The sequence below is a fragment of the Gardnerella sp. DNF01199S genome (genome assembly GCF_049244155.1).
In the GTDB taxonomy this organism is placed as follows: domain Bacteria; phylum Actinomycetota; class Actinomycetes; order Actinomycetales; family Bifidobacteriaceae; genus Bifidobacterium; species Bifidobacterium piotii.
Window position 1 is genome coordinate 1,045,011 of record NZ_CP058380.1, and the last position, 17,318, is coordinate 1,062,328.

Annotated in this window: 14 protein-coding genes; 1 reads left to right on the forward strand and 13 read right to left on the reverse strand. The window is 40.3% G+C overall.

What is annotated here, in order from left to right; translation table 11 throughout:
* Positions 1 to 12 precede the first annotated feature (12 nt).
* The 4 genes from carA to HXT45_RS04175 all read right to left on the reverse strand — a co-directional run bounded on the left by carA (position 13) and on the right by HXT45_RS04175 (position 3,692).
* On the reverse strand, positions 13 to 1,227 hold the full coding sequence (carA, locus tag HXT45_RS04160) for a glutamine-hydrolyzing carbamoyl-phosphate synthase small subunit (RefSeq protein WP_421781340.1): 1,215 nt from the start codon (positions 1,225 to 1,227) through the stop codon (positions 13 to 15).
* A gap of 318 nt (positions 1,228 to 1,545) precedes the next feature.
* Positions 1,546 to 2,016, reverse strand: a complete 471-nt coding sequence (nusB, locus tag HXT45_RS04165) for a transcription antitermination factor NusB (RefSeq protein ID WP_004133060.1) — start codon at positions 2,014 to 2,016, stop codon at positions 1,546 to 1,548.
* Between the two features lie 26 nt (positions 2,017 to 2,042).
* Positions 2,043 to 2,606: an elongation factor P gene (gene efp, locus HXT45_RS04170; protein ID WP_004130995.1), complete on the reverse strand. Its 564-nt coding sequence runs from the start codon at positions 2,604 to 2,606 to the stop codon at positions 2,043 to 2,045.
* A gap of 126 nt (positions 2,607 to 2,732) precedes the next feature.
* Positions 2,733 to 3,692: a hypothetical protein gene (locus HXT45_RS04175; RefSeq protein WP_421781342.1), complete on the reverse strand. Its 960-nt coding sequence runs from the start codon at positions 3,690 to 3,692 to the stop codon at positions 2,733 to 2,735.
* Positions 3,693 to 3,888: 196 nt separating this feature from the next.
* Here HXT45_RS04175 and HXT45_RS04180 point away from each other — a divergent pair, with 196 nt between their 5' ends.
* Positions 3,889 to 6,348, forward strand: coding sequence for a BspA family leucine-rich repeat surface protein (locus tag HXT45_RS04180; protein ID WP_421781344.1), 2,460 nt, complete (start codon positions 3,889 to 3,891; stop codon positions 6,346 to 6,348).
* A 96-nt stretch (positions 6,349 to 6,444) separates the two neighbouring features.
* Here HXT45_RS04180 and pyrE read toward each other — a convergent pair whose 3' ends face one another.
* The 9 genes from pyrE to HXT45_RS04225 form a co-directional block, all read right to left on the reverse strand.
* Positions 6,445 to 7,137 (reverse strand): orotate phosphoribosyltransferase, encoded by a 693-nt coding sequence (gene pyrE, locus HXT45_RS04185; RefSeq protein ID WP_415684808.1) that lies wholly within the window; start codon positions 7,135 to 7,137, stop codon positions 6,445 to 6,447.
* A gap of 72 nt (positions 7,138 to 7,209) precedes the next feature.
* Positions 7,210 to 8,205, reverse strand: coding sequence for a dihydroorotate dehydrogenase (locus HXT45_RS04190; RefSeq protein ID WP_004133050.1), 996 nt, complete (start codon positions 8,203 to 8,205; stop codon positions 7,210 to 7,212).
* A 53-nt stretch (positions 8,206 to 8,258) separates the two neighbouring features.
* A complete protein-coding gene (locus HXT45_RS04195; protein ID WP_004131005.1) occupies positions 8,259 to 9,143 on the reverse strand; it encodes a dihydroorotate dehydrogenase electron transfer subunit in 885 nt (294 codons plus the stop codon).
* Between the two features lie 168 nt (positions 9,144 to 9,311).
* Entirely contained in the window at positions 9,312 to 10,346 is a 1,035-nt protein-coding gene (gene pyrF / locus HXT45_RS04200) for an orotidine-5'-phosphate decarboxylase (protein WP_421781347.1), read from the reverse strand.
* Between the two features lie 84 nt (positions 10,347 to 10,430).
* Entirely contained in the window at positions 10,431 to 11,843 is a 1,413-nt protein-coding gene (locus HXT45_RS04205) for a dihydroorotase (RefSeq protein WP_119529318.1), read from the reverse strand.
* Positions 11,844 to 11,965: 122 nt separating this feature from the next.
* Positions 11,966 to 13,192, reverse strand: a complete 1,227-nt coding sequence (gene pyrB, locus HXT45_RS04210) for an aspartate carbamoyltransferase (protein WP_016805028.1) — start codon at positions 13,190 to 13,192, stop codon at positions 11,966 to 11,968.
* Between the two features lie 140 nt (positions 13,193 to 13,332).
* Complete coding sequence (locus HXT45_RS04215) at positions 13,333 to 13,665, reverse strand: type II toxin-antitoxin system RelE/ParE family toxin (RefSeq protein WP_004131015.1); 333 nt, start codon at positions 13,663 to 13,665, stop codon at positions 13,333 to 13,335.
* Positions 13,665 to 13,898, reverse strand: coding sequence for a hypothetical protein (locus HXT45_RS04220; RefSeq protein ID WP_004131017.1), 234 nt, complete (start codon positions 13,896 to 13,898; stop codon positions 13,665 to 13,667). The genes HXT45_RS04215 and HXT45_RS04220 overlap by 1 nt, the downstream gene beginning before the upstream one ends.
* A 95-nt stretch (positions 13,899 to 13,993) precedes the next feature.
* Positions 13,994 to 17,290 (reverse strand): bifunctional [glutamine synthetase] adenylyltransferase/[glutamine synthetase]-adenylyl-L-tyrosine phosphorylase, encoded by a 3,297-nt coding sequence (locus HXT45_RS04225; RefSeq protein ID WP_421781350.1) that lies wholly within the window; start codon positions 17,288 to 17,290, stop codon positions 13,994 to 13,996.
* Positions 17,291 to 17,318: the final 28 nt, after the last annotated feature.

A 17,318-nucleotide genomic window follows, 5' to 3' on the forward strand; every position in this document is an offset into this window, starting at 1 on the left:
TCTTTATACCTACTATTTTTCGCTTTTATTCTTGTGATTTTGCATAAGTTCTACAAAGCGATCAAACAAGTATGATGCGTCGTGAGGTCCTGCGGCTGCTTCTGGGTGATATTGCACAGAAAAAGCTGGAATATCAAGGCATTGCAAGCCTTCTACAACATTGTCGTTAAGATCTACATGAGACACTATTACGCGACCAAAATGGCCATTTTCGTAAGGAGACTGAACAGTCTGGCCAATAGGTGCGTCTACAGCAAATCCGTGATTATGAGCCGTAACTTCCACTTTTCCAGTAGTCACGTCTTTTACAGGCTGATTTATGCCACGATGACCAAACTTAAGCTTGTATGTTCCAAAGCCGAGCGCGCGACCAAGCAATTGGTTTCCAAAGCATATTCCAAAGAATGGGTAGCCCGCATCTAACACGTTACGCAATAATTCCACTTCGCGATTTGCTTGAGCAGGGTCTCCAGGACCATTCGAGAAGAACACGCCATCTGCGTTAAGCGCTTGAAGTGACTCAAAGCTTATTGAGGAACTTACAACGTGTACACGGCATCCACGCTGTGCCAAACGGTGAGGAGTCATGGCTTTTATGCCAAAGTCAACAGCTACAACAGTGTAAAGCGGCTCTTTGCCCTCATAATCTCCGCAAGGCTCAATCGTATAAGCTTCTTGCGTACTAACTTCGTCTGTTAGTCGCAAGCCTTGCATTTGAGGAGTTTCTTTAATCTCATTTACAAAAGATGCAACCGTGCGAATTGCTCCAGTAGTTTTGTCTATAAGAGCATCATTAGAAAAAATGCCGGCACGCATAACGCCAACTGAGCGTAAATGTCGTACCAGCATTCTTGTATCAATACCACTGATTCCTACAATACCTTGTTTTTCTAAATCATCTTCCAAGGAACCAGTAGCTCTCCAATTGCTAACATTTGGACTTGGAGCTTTTACAACGTATCCTGCAACCCATATTTTTGACGACTCTGGGTCTTCGCCGTTTATTCCCGTATTTCCTATGTGTGGGAACGTTTGAACAACTATTTGTTGATCATAACTTGGATCAGTGAGTGTTTCTTGGTAACCAGTCATTCCTGTAGAGAACACGATTTCAGCGCGTGTAGAACCTTTTGCGCCAAATGGTTTACCAACGTAAACTTGCCCGTCTTCCAATACTAATACTGCATCATCAGTGCCGAATCCGGCGAAGGTGTCGTTATAGTCCACCTTAACCCCCTTATGGCTTTAGGTTATTCGTGGCAAGTCTACTCATATTGGCGGACGGCGACGCGCCGATGCGCTCCGACCTGCTTTCGCACTCAAAGCGTAGCATGCGAAAGCAATTCGGAGCGCCGAGCTTGCTCAAGGTTGAAAGCATGGGGTGCTTTCAACGCAAGCGAGGTCTGCCTTCGTCTCGATTGACGAAGGCAGTGCAGATTCGCGTGAAACATTTCGCAAGATTTCGACTTTTCCTTTACACGCAAGTAAAGAAACTGTCAAAATACACGATATTTGTAGCCAAATAGGAAAGCAATTACAGAAAATTTATTCAGCAGCTTCCGCAGAAGCATCTTCACCAGATTCACCAGATTCACCATTAAACTTAGCCAAGCAAGCGTCTTTATCGGAAACAATTGCGCTTAAAAGACCATGAATAAAGGTGATTGCTTCATCGTCACTATATGTTTTAGAAAGAGCAATTGCCTCATCAATCGCAACTTTATCTGGCACTTCGTCGTTTAGAAGAATCTCCCAAACAGCAATGCGCAAAATATTGCGATCAATAACCGCCATTCTTCCAACTTTCCAGCCTGTTGAATAGCGATTTAAGGTTTTATCAATCCTATTTCTGCGCTCTCCTACTCCGCGAATAATATCAACAGCATAATCTGGAAGAGGAGTTTGCGCGCCTGGCTCTTTCAAACGTTCGTCGAGTAAAGAAAGAATATTCTGACTTTTCTCGTCTGCCTCATAAAGAGTGTTCAATGCCCTCTTTCGAGCAGTGGAGCGTGCCATATTAGCGTCCTTTTTATAAGTTTTTACTAGTTTTCACGACCAAGGTAAGAGCCATCACGAGTATCGACCTTAACCTTTTCGCCTTCGCCAACAAAGAGTGGAACCTGAATTTCGGCACCAGTTTCAACTGTTGCAGGCTTAGTACCAGCGTTAGAACGGTTGCCTTGCAAGCCTGGCTCAGTGTGCGTAATTGTCAAAATTACAGACGCTGGAAGCTCTACGCTCAAAGGAGTGCCATCATGGAAGCTAACAATGCAATCAGTTCCTTCAAGAAGATACTTGCTTTGATCTCCAACCAAATCCTTAGGAATGTACACCTGGTCGTAGGTTGTCATATCCATAAACACAAAGTTATCGCCGTCTTCGTAAGAGTATTGCAAAGTACGGTTATCAACGGTCTCGAACTCCATCTTCATGCCGGCATTAAAAGTCTTATCGACAATCTTGCCCGAGAGCACGTTCTTAATGGTGGTACGAACGAAAGCAGGGCCTTTGCCTGGCTTTACGTGCTGGAACTTAACAACAGTCCAAAGCTGACCTTCAAGGTTCAAAACCGATCCATTTTTAATATCATTGGTAGTCTGTGCCACGAGTTATCCGTTTCTTTCGCTAATAAAGCTGCAATTTGCGCAGCTAAGAAATAAACCTTGCTTATTATGCCACAAAGCGTCAACTAATTAAAATAACAACTAAAATAACAACCGCATTTAACGCAATTATTCGTTACTCTGATCGTTTTGTTCCGAAGACTCTGAGTTTTGACTACGACCCATTGGAATATAGCCACCTTGATCATCCTTAGGATGTGGAGCATCAAAAGGATACCCATTGCCATCTCTGCTTAAAAATCTATCGCTCACTTTTTTAATTCTATCTTCATACTGGCTTATAACAGCTTTTATTTTTTGATAAGCCTGCTTTAACTCTGTATAATTATTGCTGCTTTTAGCAAGAGCATTCCCTGCATCATTAATAGCATTTTCTAGGCTTTTAGAAGCATCAGCTAAAATAGGCAAATTTTTCGCTTTTTCTACAAGCTCTCTAGCTTTTTTAACAAGATTTAACAATTGATCACCAAAAGCAGTTCTGCTAGTTTTTAGTAAATTCTTTGCATGCGTTTTAACAGAATTAGCATCTTTGTGGAAAGAATCCAATTTGTCTGAAAGCTTATTTTCAACTGTTGTAGAATCGTAAGAATCCGCGCCAAGTGGGCATGATGGAATATCATCGTTTAAGTCATCATTAGCGTAGCTTAGAGAAGTTTCAAAATCGTCCGCTGCGTCTTTAGCGGCATCAAAATCTTCATCAAAATCAGCAGCTTTTATGCTAGATGCATCTTTAACATCTTGACTTGATACAATTTTTTTAAGCTCTTCTTTAGCATTGATTACTTTTTTGCGCAATTGAACGCAATTTTTAGAAGGCTCACTCGCTTTTAGACTAGGCTTAGAGTTATTAGCAAATAACACAAACCATAATACAGCAACAACTCCGATTGATATAAGAGATGCACAAACAATAACAGCAATAGCTTTTTTATCACTTAATAAAGAGTTGTTTGAATCATTATTAGAGGAGCCAAAAATGTTTTCTGGCTCGTAGGTATCTTGATTATTAAAGGAAGCGATATCATCCAAATCTTCTGATTCTTGGTACTTATTATTGCTGTTTTCCATATTATGAGATTAATACAATCTTTTGATATTTTTACTCACATATAAAAGCATCATTATAAAACACTAATTTATAATTATTTTTACAAAAAAAGAACATAAACTAACATATTATCTTTACTTTATTCATAAAGACTGATATATTTAACATGTTCTAACAAGAACGAACATACGCATGATTTAACAGAGAAGAGAAACCATGAGAAAAAATATATTCGCATCTTGCTTATCTTTAGTAATAATTTTCTCACTAATACCAACTCAAGCCATTGCTCGCGAAAAATTAAACACTGGGCTAACGCAGTATAACGAATCTGTTGCATCTAATCCAAAAAACAAAGAAAACGCACTAAACACTTGGCATGAAGCAAAATATCAGGGATTCTTTGACCCAACTCCTACTGGGCTAAAGTGGAAGTTTGACGAATCCACTAATACTCTTGAAATATCAAAAATTAACGGAACAGATTTTGCATCTAACTCAATTGAAAAGATTATTTCGTCTAATAAAAACAATCCAGATGGCGTAAATCTTGATACATCTAAAGTCAAAGTCATAAATATTGTTCAATCAGGCGATCAAACTGAAAATGCTGGAAAAATCCAACTAGGAAACGGTGCTAGCAAACTGTTTTCAAACTTTGCAAATCTAGAAACAATAAACAATTTGAATTTATTTGACACTTCTAATGTAGAAGATATGTCTGGAATGTTTTCTTCAACACCTAAGTTAAAAAACATTAATGGTACTAAAGACTGGGATACAAGCCGCGTAACAGATATGAGCAGCCTGTTTGAAGATAGCGGAATAAGCAGCATAAATCCAATATCTAACTGGGACGTTAGCAACGTTGAAAACATGCAACTAATGTTTAGAAACACAAAAAATTTGCGCACAGTTCACGGATTAGACGAAAAGTGGAACACTAGCAACGTTACAGACATGACTAGCATGTTTGAAGGCGGCGCAATTGAATCTGCAGACGGCATTAGAAACTTTAAAACTCGCAATGTTCATCATATGAGCAACATGTTCTACCAAGCAAAGAATCTTTCAAACGTTAAGGGAATTACTTGGGACAACACCTACTGCGATGAAGCAACTGGAATGTTTGAAGATAGCGGCTTAACAACTACCGATGGCTTGGAAGTGTTTACAAACAACAATCTTGCTTCAATGGGAAGAATGTTTATGAACGCCAACAAGCTAGAAGACATTAAAGCGCTTAAAAACTGGGATATTAGCAATACTAACGACATTGGAAAAATGTTTACTGGAACAACCTCACTTAAAGAAGCCAACCTTGGAAAATGGAAAACTTCTTATGTTTCAAACATTGTTGGTCTTTTTGACAACAGTGGCGTTAAAAAGATAACTGGCTTAGAAAATTGGAATACAAAAAATGTTTGGAATATGGGAAAAGCATTTTCAAACACTACCAATTTAACACAAATACCAGGAATCGAAAATTGGAACACTTCTAGCGCAACAGACATGAACGATATGTTTGCAAACTCTTCTGTAACGTCTCTAGATATTTCTAAGTGGGATTTAACACAAGCTCTTAATATTCAAACCGGTTCATTAAACCAAGGTGTTAAAAACATGTTTGGCGGCAGCAAAATCGTTGATATTACCATTCCATCTGGCGTTAATCTCGAACAAACAAATCTTTCGGCACTTAATGACATTTGGAAAGAAGCAGGCACACAAAATGGAAATCTTCTTATTAAAGAAGGTGGATTCTCAAATAGTGCAAAAGATTTAATAGAAAATAACGCAAAACAAAGCAAAGAAAGCGGCTCTAGAAGATTCTTACGCGGATACTTTATGGCTACAATAAAACACGGCGATGCTAATATTAATTGCTTAGTTAATACGAATGGAAAACATAATTTTGTTGATGCAATTGTTAACTGTAAAGATTCAAATAATAAAATAACTGACTTCCGAAATCTAGGTATAGAAAAAGCAAACGCAACTTTATCTACAATTCTAGGCTTAAAAGACGAAGTGATTACAGATTGGAATAATGGGAACTCTGCTTTTAATACAGATTTAAGCAATCTTGATTTAAGTAAAGATTTTAATTTGACTGTTAAAACTAAAAGCATTCAAAAGGAAACTTCAAACGTTGTTGAGCCTAGTAGATCTGAATCTTCGGACCATGATTCTGATTCTGATTACAGTTTGAACAAATTATTATTCATTCCTTTTAATAAAGATGATTACAATTATAGTAGTTATAATCAAACCAGTGTTTATGCGAAAACATATACTGCAGAACAACAAAAGGTTGCAGAACCTAAAACTGCAGAATCTGCTAAATCGCAACAAGAAAATCAAGATACTTCTTACAAAGCAGAAATCGCCAACAAAACTGCAACAAATAAGAATCAAACCGAACAAAGCAGCAACTCAATCAGCAATAACGCTGATTACAAAGATTTGCAAAGCAATGATTCTAAAGAAAACAACTCTAAAGATAATGATTCAAGTAAAAGCGTAAACAAAAAGAAGGACGCACTAACAAATAACAGCTATATTGCGAAAGCAGCCTCTTCAACCAATAATACGCATGTATTAGCTATTGCTATATTAGTTGTATTTGTTGTTGCAATTGCTGGAATTGCAACCTTTACTCTAAAGAAAAACTAAAACATTTGCAATAATTTTCCGCAAAATGTTGTTCTACACAACATGTTTACAACATTTTGCGGAAAACTTTAAGATATTTTATTAAAACGCCATATATCAAGCGCCGTATTGAAGAAGATATTTAGCAGCGCAATCTGCCAACTGCTGATTCATTACGGGCTCCCCGTTTGAATTACTAATCCTTTTAGCTGCATCGAAGATTTCGCGCACGTTTGCAATTGGAAGCACTGGGAATCCAAACTCTTGCTCTACTGCTTTTACTGCAGAAAGATCACTGTCTTTTGTGCGCTCCATTCTATCTACTGCCAAAATCAAGCCAACAACTTGCACATTTGCTTCTGCTTTAAGCTTTGGCAAAGTTTCGCGAACTGCAGTTCCAGCAGTCATAACGTCGTCAACTAGCAACACATTCATGCCGTCTTTTAGCGGCTTTCCAACCATCATTCCGCCGTCGCCGTGGTCTTTTCGCTCTTTTCTATCAAAAGTAAAACCAACTGGCATATTGTAATTATTTGTTAAAGCCATAGACGTAGAAACTGCCAAAGGAATGCCTTTATAAGCAGGACCAAAAACTGTGTCAATATTGTTAGAAAGAATACCATCTTTGATTGCTGCAACAATTCTTTGAGCGTAATAATCACCAAGAGAAGCGATTTTCATTCCGTCGTCAAAAGCACCAGCATTAATAAAGTAAGGCGATTGGCGACCAGACTTAAGCGTAAAATCACCAAATTTAAGTGCGCCTGAATCAAGCAAAAACTTTGTAAAATCCTCGTGTAATTGTGCCATAATTAACTCTCCTTGTTAAATCTGTCTTGAATGAATTGTCTTAGTAAATTGTCTTAAATAATGCATTAAATGTCATCGCCAAGTTTTGCCTTCTTTAAGCAAAGACGCAAGCTTTGGCCTAGAATCAAGCAAATCATCCAACTCACGCGCAATGCGAATCGGAGCAGTTGGGTCCACAAGAGCGGCCGCCCCAACTTCTACAGCATTAGCGCCAGCATACAAATATTCCAAAGCTTTCTCTCCAGAATCAATGCCACCAATACCAATGATTGGAATATCTGGCATAGCTTGACGCACTCGCCACACAAATCCAAGTCCAATCGGGAAGATTGCAGGGCCAGAAACACCGCCCGTACGGTTTGCAATAATCGGCTCGCCTGTGCGAATGTCAATTCTCAATCCAACTAAAGTATTAATCATGCTTAAAGCATCTGCGCCAGCATCAACAGCAGCTTTGCAAATCGAAACAATATCTGTAACATTTGGCGTCATTTTTACAATCATCGGCTTATCTGTCATTGCGCGAAGTCGCTTAATTAAACGATGCAATGCAACTGGGTCTGTGCCAACACTCATTCCGCCATGAGTTACGTTTGGGCAGCTAACGTTAATCTCTAGCATATCTGCCGCGGAATCCGCAAGCTTTTCAACAACTTGCGCATAATCTTCGTCACTGTGGCCTGCAACATTTGTGATTACAAGCGCCCCAAGCTTTTTTAACTTTGGAAGCTCGTCTACTAAATAGTGATCAACTCCAGGATTTTGCAAACCAACAGCATTCACCATTCCAGAAGGCGATTCTGCAGTGCGCGGAGAAGGATTACCCTCCCAAGGAACTGGGGAAACACCTTTTGTACAAATTGCTCCAAGTTGGCTAACGTCATAAAAGTGCGCGCAAGCTGCAAGTTGGAACGTTCCAGACGCTGTTCCAACCATGTTTTTCCACTCAACTCCCGCAACTTTAGTTGAGTGCTTCCAAACGTGGCTTGTGTCAAATCCAAGAGTTGATGCATTGTTTTGCGCGCTATTTTGCGCATTTTCTAAAGCTTTATTCATTTCGTTACTCATATCTTTTTACTCCCAGCCTTTATTGTTTCCAGTATTTGTTCTCAGACTTTTATTTACTCCCAGCCTAATCTTTCAGAGTCAAATACTGGCCCTTCGTTACAAACTTTAAGTCTGCCTTCCAAAGTATCTACAACGCAAGCAACACAAGTGCCATAGCCGCATCCCATTCTTGCTTCTAGGCTTAGTTGGCATTTAACGTTACGCTCATGCGCCCAATGAGCTACAGCTTTCATCATTGGCATAGGCCCGCAAGAAAGAATAACAATAGGCAAATCGCCATTAAAATCAAAATGATTTTCTTGCTCTAGCTCATTAAGCAAAGTAATAACAGTTCCTTGCGCATTGCTAATGCTATAAACGTTATCAACGTATTCCTTCATAAATGAGTCAGCAAAATGATTATCTCTGTATCCAAGAACGGCCGTAACCTTGCAATCCTTATTTTTTGCAATCGCTTGCGCAGCACAAATCAAAGGAGGAACACCCAATCCTCCGCTTACAAGAACATAGTGCGCTGGCTTAGAAATATCAAAGCCCAATCCTAATGGCCCTAAAGCGTCTACAGTGTCTCCTGCTTTAAGCTGCGCAAACTCGGCAGTGCCTTTACCAATCACAGCAAAAATAAGAGTAAAAGTATCTCCATCAACGCTTGCAACACCAAATGGCCTAGGAAGCATAGTTGTAGAATCTGGAGAATATAAGTTAACAAATTGCGCAGGAGTGGCTGTTTTAGCAATAGCATCATCGCGCAAAACTAAGCGATACACACCTTCGTCAAGCTTTTGATTATCAAGAACTTCTATTGGGCGCCTTCCTAAAAGACGGCTATATTTTGGCTTACTAGAATCTGCACCCGAATAGTCTAAAGAGCTTTCACGAATAGTAAATATAAAGCTTCTAGAAGATTTTCTAGTTTGAATAAACATGCCATCACTCATGTATTTGCCCTATCTTGTGTAGTGTGTAACTGTTTAGTTTTTAGTTATATAATTTGTAATTTGCATCTTGCGATTTGTAATTTGTAACTTATAACTTGCGATTTGTAGCTTGTTATTAGCTATAAATTATATTCGCTTATGTTTATCTATATTCACTTATAAATAGATTCACTTATAAATCGCCTGCCTTAAATCATCTCGCATATTAATAGCAGCGCATGCAGAAGAATGTGCAACAATATCTAGAATGTCATCTAAAGAGATTGAAGATTCGTGCTTTTTATAAGATTCACTGTTTTTCCAAGCGCCAATAATTCCGCGCGAAGAGTTTACTATTGCGCCACTGCCGTCTTTATCAAACATTCCAGCAACATCTTTAGCTGTTCCACCTTGCGCTCCATAACCTGGAACAAGGAAGAAAGTATGCGGCATAAGCTCACGCAACCGCTTGCCTTCTTGCGGATGCGTTGCTCCAACAACCGCTCCAACTCTAGAATATCCGTGATTCCCAATGTTTGATTCGCCCCAATTTTCAATCAAGCTTGCCATATGCTCGTAAACTGGCCTGCCATCTTCAACAACAAGCTCTTGCAACTCTTTGCTAGAAGGATTAGACGTGCGCAAAAGCACAAAAATGCTCTTGTTGCGCGAAATTGCTTCGTTTACAAAAGGCATAACACCATCCGATCCCATATACGGGTTTACAGTAAGCGAATCCTCGTGCCAAACATCCTTTGTGCTAGAGCTTTTTAGAAGATTAAGCAAAGACTCGTCAAAGTCGTAAGAATCATCGCTAAAATACGAATCAAGATTAGCAAATCCTCGCAAATGCGCTGCATATTGAGCTGCCGTAGAGCCAATATCTCCTCGTTTTGCGTCTCCAATAACAACTAAACCTTTAGATTTGGCATAATCGCAAGTCATTGTGTAAGTGTCGATTCCAGCAGAACCAAGCGCCTCATACATTGCAATTTGTGGCTTAACAGCTGGAACAATATCGCAAATCGCATCAATAATTGCTCGATTAAACTCAAAATAAGCAGCACCAAGCAAAGTTGACAAAGCTTCTTCGCTTTCTACTTCTTGCAAAACTTCATTTGCTAAGCCGCTTAAAATTTGCGCAGGCAAAATACCAGGCTTTGGGTCTAATCCAACAACAGTAGGATTTTGCTTGGATGCAATCGCTTCTACTAACTCGTCCATTTTTCTCCCATTTTTACTATTTTTTACGACTTACTCACGCGACTTACTCATATGACTTACACATACGACTTATTAAATACGCGACTACATTCTAGAAAACGCAATTTGCGATCCAATAATAGTTGCCACTGGCCTGCCCTTTAATTGCCAACCGTCAAATGGCGTATTTCTAGCTTTTGAATGGAACAAGCTTGAATCCACACTCCACTTTTCGTTCATATTAATCAACACTAAATCAACGTTTTCTGGGTGCTCTGTGCTACTTAATCGCAATGTACGCCGAAGCGCGCACTTAGAAGACACGTTTAGCAAAGCAGAAACATCCGTAGGCCTGCGGCTCATTAGTTGCATTGGATTAACAGACATTAGCTCAATTAAGTGCTTATCGTCCGTGTATCCTGCATCCACAAGCACTTTTCTACAAACCGCGTACGCGCATTCTAAGCCAATAATGCCATTAGGCGCGCTCGCAAAGTCGCCAGCCTTATCTGCATCTGTATGCGGAGCATGGTCAGTCGCAATCATGTCTATAGTTCCATCTGCGATTGCACCAAGAGTAGCCTGTCTATCTGCTTTAGACCTAAGAGGCGGATTCATTTTTGCGTTAACGCCATACTTAAGCACATCTTCATCGCAAAGAGCAAGATAATGCGGAGCTGTTTCGCAAGTAATAGGCAAACCTTCCTTCTTAGCTTTGCGAATCGCTTCAAAAGCAGCTGCAGTACTCACATGCTGGAAGTGCACATGAACGCCACTAACTCGCGCAGCATCAATGTCTCGCTTAACAATCGCAAGCTCCGTAGAAGCAGGAATTCCACCAACGCCTAAAATCTTAGCAACTGGCCCTTCGTTTACTGAGCCAGAATTATGATGCTCACAATGTTCAAGAAGAGGCAATCCTGTTTCTTTAGCGATTTTTAGAACGTCTTGCAAAATCGAATCTGTAACTGCAGCACCATCGTCACTGATTGCAACTACAGGATGCTTCTTCATTGGAGACGTTTTTTGACTATCTTCGATTCCAGGAACATACTTTTTCCACAAATTAACGTTGCTAGGATCAACGCCACTTCTTCCGCCCGATGCACAAACGCTTAAATCGTAGCGAACTGGCAATTTTACGCCATATATGCAACCGTATCTTTGCAAGTAGTCAATCACATTTTCCACATCAAAAGGAGCATCATTCCAAGGCTCGCCATCAACTGCTGGAATCGTGTTTGGCATAATCAAAACTTGCGTATATCCGCCTGCAGCAGCAGCATTGCCGCCAGTCATCATCGTTTCTTTATCTGTTTGACCAGGATCTCTAAAATGCACGTGTGGGTCTGCAAAACCAGGAGCAACAATCCAATCACTTGCATCAATTTCTCCGCATATTCTGGCATTTGGCTCAATTAAAGCATCTTGCCGCACACCTTCTACGATTAAATCAATGCGCTCGCTAGTATCCCAAACTGCAATATTTTGCAAAGTTAAGGTTCGAGAGTTATTCATATTGCTCCTAGTTTGCTCAAGGTTTTAAGTTATTTAGATTATTTTAGATTACTTTATATTTCAATTGCGTTAATCGCGATTATTTTTACGTTTTGACTGCATTCAATCTGCATTCAATCTACTTATGCTTCTTCATCGCAATACAAGCATCTATACACATTTGCGTCAGAATCATCCTTATAGAACTTTTTAACTAACGACAATTCACTATTTGTTATGCAACGAATATTAGGACATTTAAGATCTTTAGGAGCGTTTTTATCTTCTTTATGAACACGAGGATTAGCCAGCGAAATTCCATTAGCATCGTAAGCTTGCGATTCGTCTTTAGGCACATTCACAAAATCTGTTGGTTCATAGCCCAAAAGCTCATCTCCAAGAACTGAGCTTTCAAGAGCCATTCGCATAAGCATACCGTTTTTAACTTGCTCAAAGTATGCTGCACGAGGGTCTGCGTCAACATCAACCGCAATCTCGTTAATCCTAGGAAGTGGGTGAAGAACAGCCGTATTAGGCTTCGCTTTTTGCAATTTTTCTTCCGTCAAAATGTAAGTATCTCTAAGTCGCAAGTATTGATCCCTGTCTGTAAAACGCTCTTCTTGCACACGAGTCATATAAAGAACGTCTAAACTTCCAATAACTTCCATCAAATCGCGAGTTTCTTCGTAAGAGCACGATTCGGTTGCGTTTATACGATCAATAACGTATTGCGGAGTTTTAAGCTCATCTGGACTAATCAACACAAAATGAACATTTCCAAAGCGGCATAAAGTTTCAATAAGCGAGTGAACTGTGCGACCGTACGTTAAGTCTCCGCAAAGCCCAACTGTTAAATTATTCAGTCTGCCAAATCGTGCAAGAATCGTTGCTAAATCTGCAAGAGTTTGAGTAGGATGCATGTGACCGCCGTCTCCTGCATTAATTACTGGCGTGCTAACAGCTTGCGTTGCTACAAAAGCGGCGCCTTCCTTAGGGTGACGCATTGCTACAACATCTACATAGTTTGACACCACTTTTAACGTGTCGCTAACTGTTTCGCCTTTACTAGCGCTAGAAAGTTGAGCGCCTGCAAAGCCAATCACCTTGCCACCTAAGCGAAGCATTGCTGTTTCAAAGCTTAATCGCGTGCGCGTACTTGGCTCATAAAAAAGAGTGGCCAACACTCTGCCATCGCAAGTGTGGGCCACTTCTTTTCTGTGCGAATCAATGTATCGCGCTTTATCTAAAAGCATTCGTATTTGTGCCGTAGAAATATCGTCTAAAGTAACAACGCTTTTGCCTGCTAACGATTGAGCAATTGCGCAACGAGAAAAAACTTGATTTGAAGAATCATAAAATGCGTTCGTCATAATAGAACCGCTTACCTTTCGCTAGTTGGCAAACGACCGCGATTGTGCGCGACCTACGTAATATTACTGATTAGCTTTGACGAAACCTATACTCGGAGTGGCGAACAACTATAACTTATTATGCAACATTTAATAAGTATTTAATCCAATAAATCTATTTGTTCCAATACAGTTTGTTGATTACATTTACCATAAGTAACCTTCAAAATATAAACTGTATTTTTTTCTAAATCAACTCTGTAATAAATAAGAAAATTCTTTACAACAATACGACGCACACCAAGTGAATTCCACGGCTCATACTTAACTACAGGCGCAAACTGAGGAAAAAGAGATAGTCTTTCAATATTAAATTTAATGATATTAATAATTCTGGCAGAAGTTTTCTTAGAAATATTAGATGCAATATAATCTCTTATATTTTTTAAATCATTTTCTGCATCTTGAGTAACAAGAATATCAAAAGAACTCATTACAAGCCCTTTTCTAACTCAGCAAAAACATCTTTATATGGTCTAGATAAACCAGAAGCTGACTGCTTGTAACTATTCATAAGTTTTGCAGCAAAATCAGTAGAGAATAATTCGTCATTTTCTTCTAAATTTTCACTACTGACTGTTTGCTTTATACGTGAAGAAACATCAGAATAAAAAACTGAAGACTTAGCTCTTTCTTTTACATCAATGCTTATCATTGAATTTTTCATTAAAAATCACCTCCCATCCTGCAATTATAACTTAAAGAACAGAATGCAACAATAAATTCGAAGCTACAAAATATGACTAGATTGCGACTGTAAACTTAGCGACAGTAGAACAGACGAGACATAACTTCGCGGCATTGACGCATAACAGCCATTAAATCGTTTTCAAAAACGCGACCCTGGTTTGGATCGTAGCCAAGATAAGTGGCGATTCCGCCTAAAGAATAAGAGTCTGTTGGAATAACATCCGCACGCTCAAGTGAGCCAGACCACAAGAAGTTCGCATTTCGCACTGCAGAACACATATGCCAGCAGCGCTCCAGCACGTTTGCATCTTCATCTTCAATCAAATGCAATTCTTTAAGCGCTTTCAACGCTTGCATTGTGCCAACCGTGCGCAAAGACTCGTATTTTCCAGCGTATTGCAATTGCAAAAGCTGAACAGTCCACTCAACATCGCTTAAACCGCCGCGCCCAAGCTTCAAATGTCTGTCTCTGCTAACTCCTCTTGGCAAGCGTTCTGCTTCCATACGCGCTTTAAGCTTACGAATTTCCGCTAATTGGGATTCGCTAAGAGGCTCCAATGAATAGCGCAAGTCGTTTACTACTCCACTTAGCAAGGCATCCGCCAACTCTTTAGAACCTGCAGCAAAGCGCGCGCGCAAAAGTGCCTGATTTTCCCACGTACTTGCCCACTTTTGGTAGTAGTGCTCGCACGATTCTAGTGAGCGCACAAGCGGCCCATCTTTACCTTCTGGTCGCAAATCTAAATCAACCATGATTTTTGGCTCTAAAGTAAGAGTACCTTGCAAAATATTTCGCAATATGTCTACAGTAGTTTGCGCAAAACGGTGAGCAAGATTAGCTCCAGAATCATCGCCAGAATCGCAACCGCAAATATCTTGTGTAGGCTTATAAACAACCATCATATCTGCATCAGAGCAGAAGTTAACTTCCCTACCGCCATAACGTCCGAGGGCAATAATTGAAATCGAAGCTTTGCTCTCATCTAGGCACATTTTGCGAGACGCATCTTTCATAGCCCATTGCAAAGCAGCATCAAGAACAGCGTCAAATACGTCACTCATTGCTTGCATCGAAGTATCATCGTCAATAATCCCACACATCCAAGCAAGAGCTACTCGCTCAATTTCTTGCCGTCTTAAAGCGCGCAAAGATTGAGCAAAATCCGCAATACTGCTTGAATATCTTGCAACCATTGCTCGCGTTTGCATATCTAAGCTTTCTCTGCCTCTTGGCGCAAGCGTCGAGTCGTCTCCAAGCCAAGTTATCGACTGTATGGACTTCATCATTGCATCGCCTAAATAGCGCGAATCAGACAAAACGTGGCAAAGCCGTTGAGCTGCGCTAGGAGAGTCACGCAAAAATCCAAGATACGTGTTTTTCCCACCGAAGAGCTCGGAAAGTCGCCTAAAAGCAAGCAAACCCATGTCGGGATTTTGACCTTCTCCAAGCCATTTCAACACTGCAGGAAGCAAAATTCTGTGAATTTTAGCAGCACGCGAAAGTCCCTCAGTAAGAGCTTCAACATGCATTTGTGCAGCTTTTGCATCTGCAAATCCGATTGACGCAAAGCGAGCGCGAGCAGCCTCTGCAGACAACACAATAGGATCCGCATCCGTTTGCGCATTAATCGGAAGCATTGGGCGGTAATAAATATCTTTATGCAAGTGTCTAATTTCTCGTCGCGCTTTGTCGAATCGCGCAACAAGCTCTTCTGGCTTAAGTCTAACAGCTCTAGCAAGACGCCTAATTTGCTCGTTACTGTTAAGATCTTCTACACTAATGCTTCTTGCGCGATCTAACCCACCATTTCCTTGCGCACCTAAATCTGGGAATAAATGCGTACGTTGCATATTCCACATTTGCTGGCGATGCTCGAGCACGCGCTCAAAACGGTAGTGTTCTGCCAAAATCGCAGCTTGCGATCTAGAAACATAACCTCCAGCAGATAATGCGTTAAGCGCGCCTAGTGTATCTCTAACTCGCAAAGACGTGTCTTCGCTTCCGTGCACAAGTTGCAACATTTGCACAGTAAACTCAACATCGCGCAATCCTCCGCGACCAAGCTTCATGTCTAAATCTCTATGAGACGCAGGAATCAAAGACTCCACTCGCTGTCTCATATGTTGGCAATCTGCAACAAAGTGTTCACGACCAGACGCTTTCCAAACAAGCGAATCTGCCATTTGTCTATAATCTTTACCAAGTTGCACATCTCCTGCAGCTGGCCTCGACTTTAGTAATGCTTGAAACTCCCAACTACTTGCCCACTTTTCGTAGTATTCTCTATGCGATTCCAAACGCCTAACAAGCGGACCATCTTTGCCTTCTGGCCTTAGAGCAGTATCAATTTGCCACAATGGCGGCTCAGCGCAACCCATTACAACCGACTGACATACTTTTTGCAAAACAAGCGCAATAGAAGAGCCAACTCGCAAAGCTTCATCTTGTTTAACGCCATTAGTTGGCTCCACTACATATATTAAGTCAATGTCGGAAACGTAGTTTATTTCTCGCGCTCCCAATTTTCCCATTGCGATTATTGCAAACTTGCAACAACAAGATCCAGAAACTTGCCCGCGTGCAATCGCAAGAGCCGCCTCTAAAGCAGCATCCGCAGCATCCGAAAGTTTACAGCTTATATCTGGCTGCAATTCTACAGGATCTGCGCTTGCCAAATCGTATGCCATAATCGCAGCAATATGCTGGCGATATCTCGCTCTAAGCGCACAAACAGCTTGTGCAAAACCCATGGAGCTTATTGGAACAGTGCACGAATCGCAATTCTTGTCATCATCTTTTTCTTCATTTACTACTGTTGCACTGTACGATTGAACAGCTTCTAGTAAATCCGAAACACGCTCTTCTAAAGTCATATGTAGCAAATGATTTGGGTCATTTGCGGCAGCGCTTATTAAGTCTTCGCGTGTTCGCATTAGCATTGCAAACGCTTTAGATGCTCCAAGAACTTGCATTAAAGACGAAAGCGGACTTGTTATTAGTGAATTATTCGAGTTTTGAGCAATATTTTCAACAACTTTTTGACGCGATTTATACATGTCGTTAAATGATAAAATTGCGTAATCTGGATCTTCTACTCTATTTATGCTTTCTAAGATTTTGAGCACATTAATTGAATTATTCTCACAATTTTTGCAAATATCTTCTATAGTTTTACGAGCAGATTCTGGGCGCGCAAACCCTGCTTTAACTAGACTTCTATACGATAAGTTGCTTTCTTGAGCAAAACCTAAGTTGCTTTTTGAACCATTTTGCAAATTAGCTTTTGATTCCACGTTCAAAATCGTGCTAAAGCCATTGCTTAGATCTCCAGCATTACTTGTTTGATTGCTCATAACGCCACTGTACATTGTGGTGTCGTACAACAATATTTTGCAC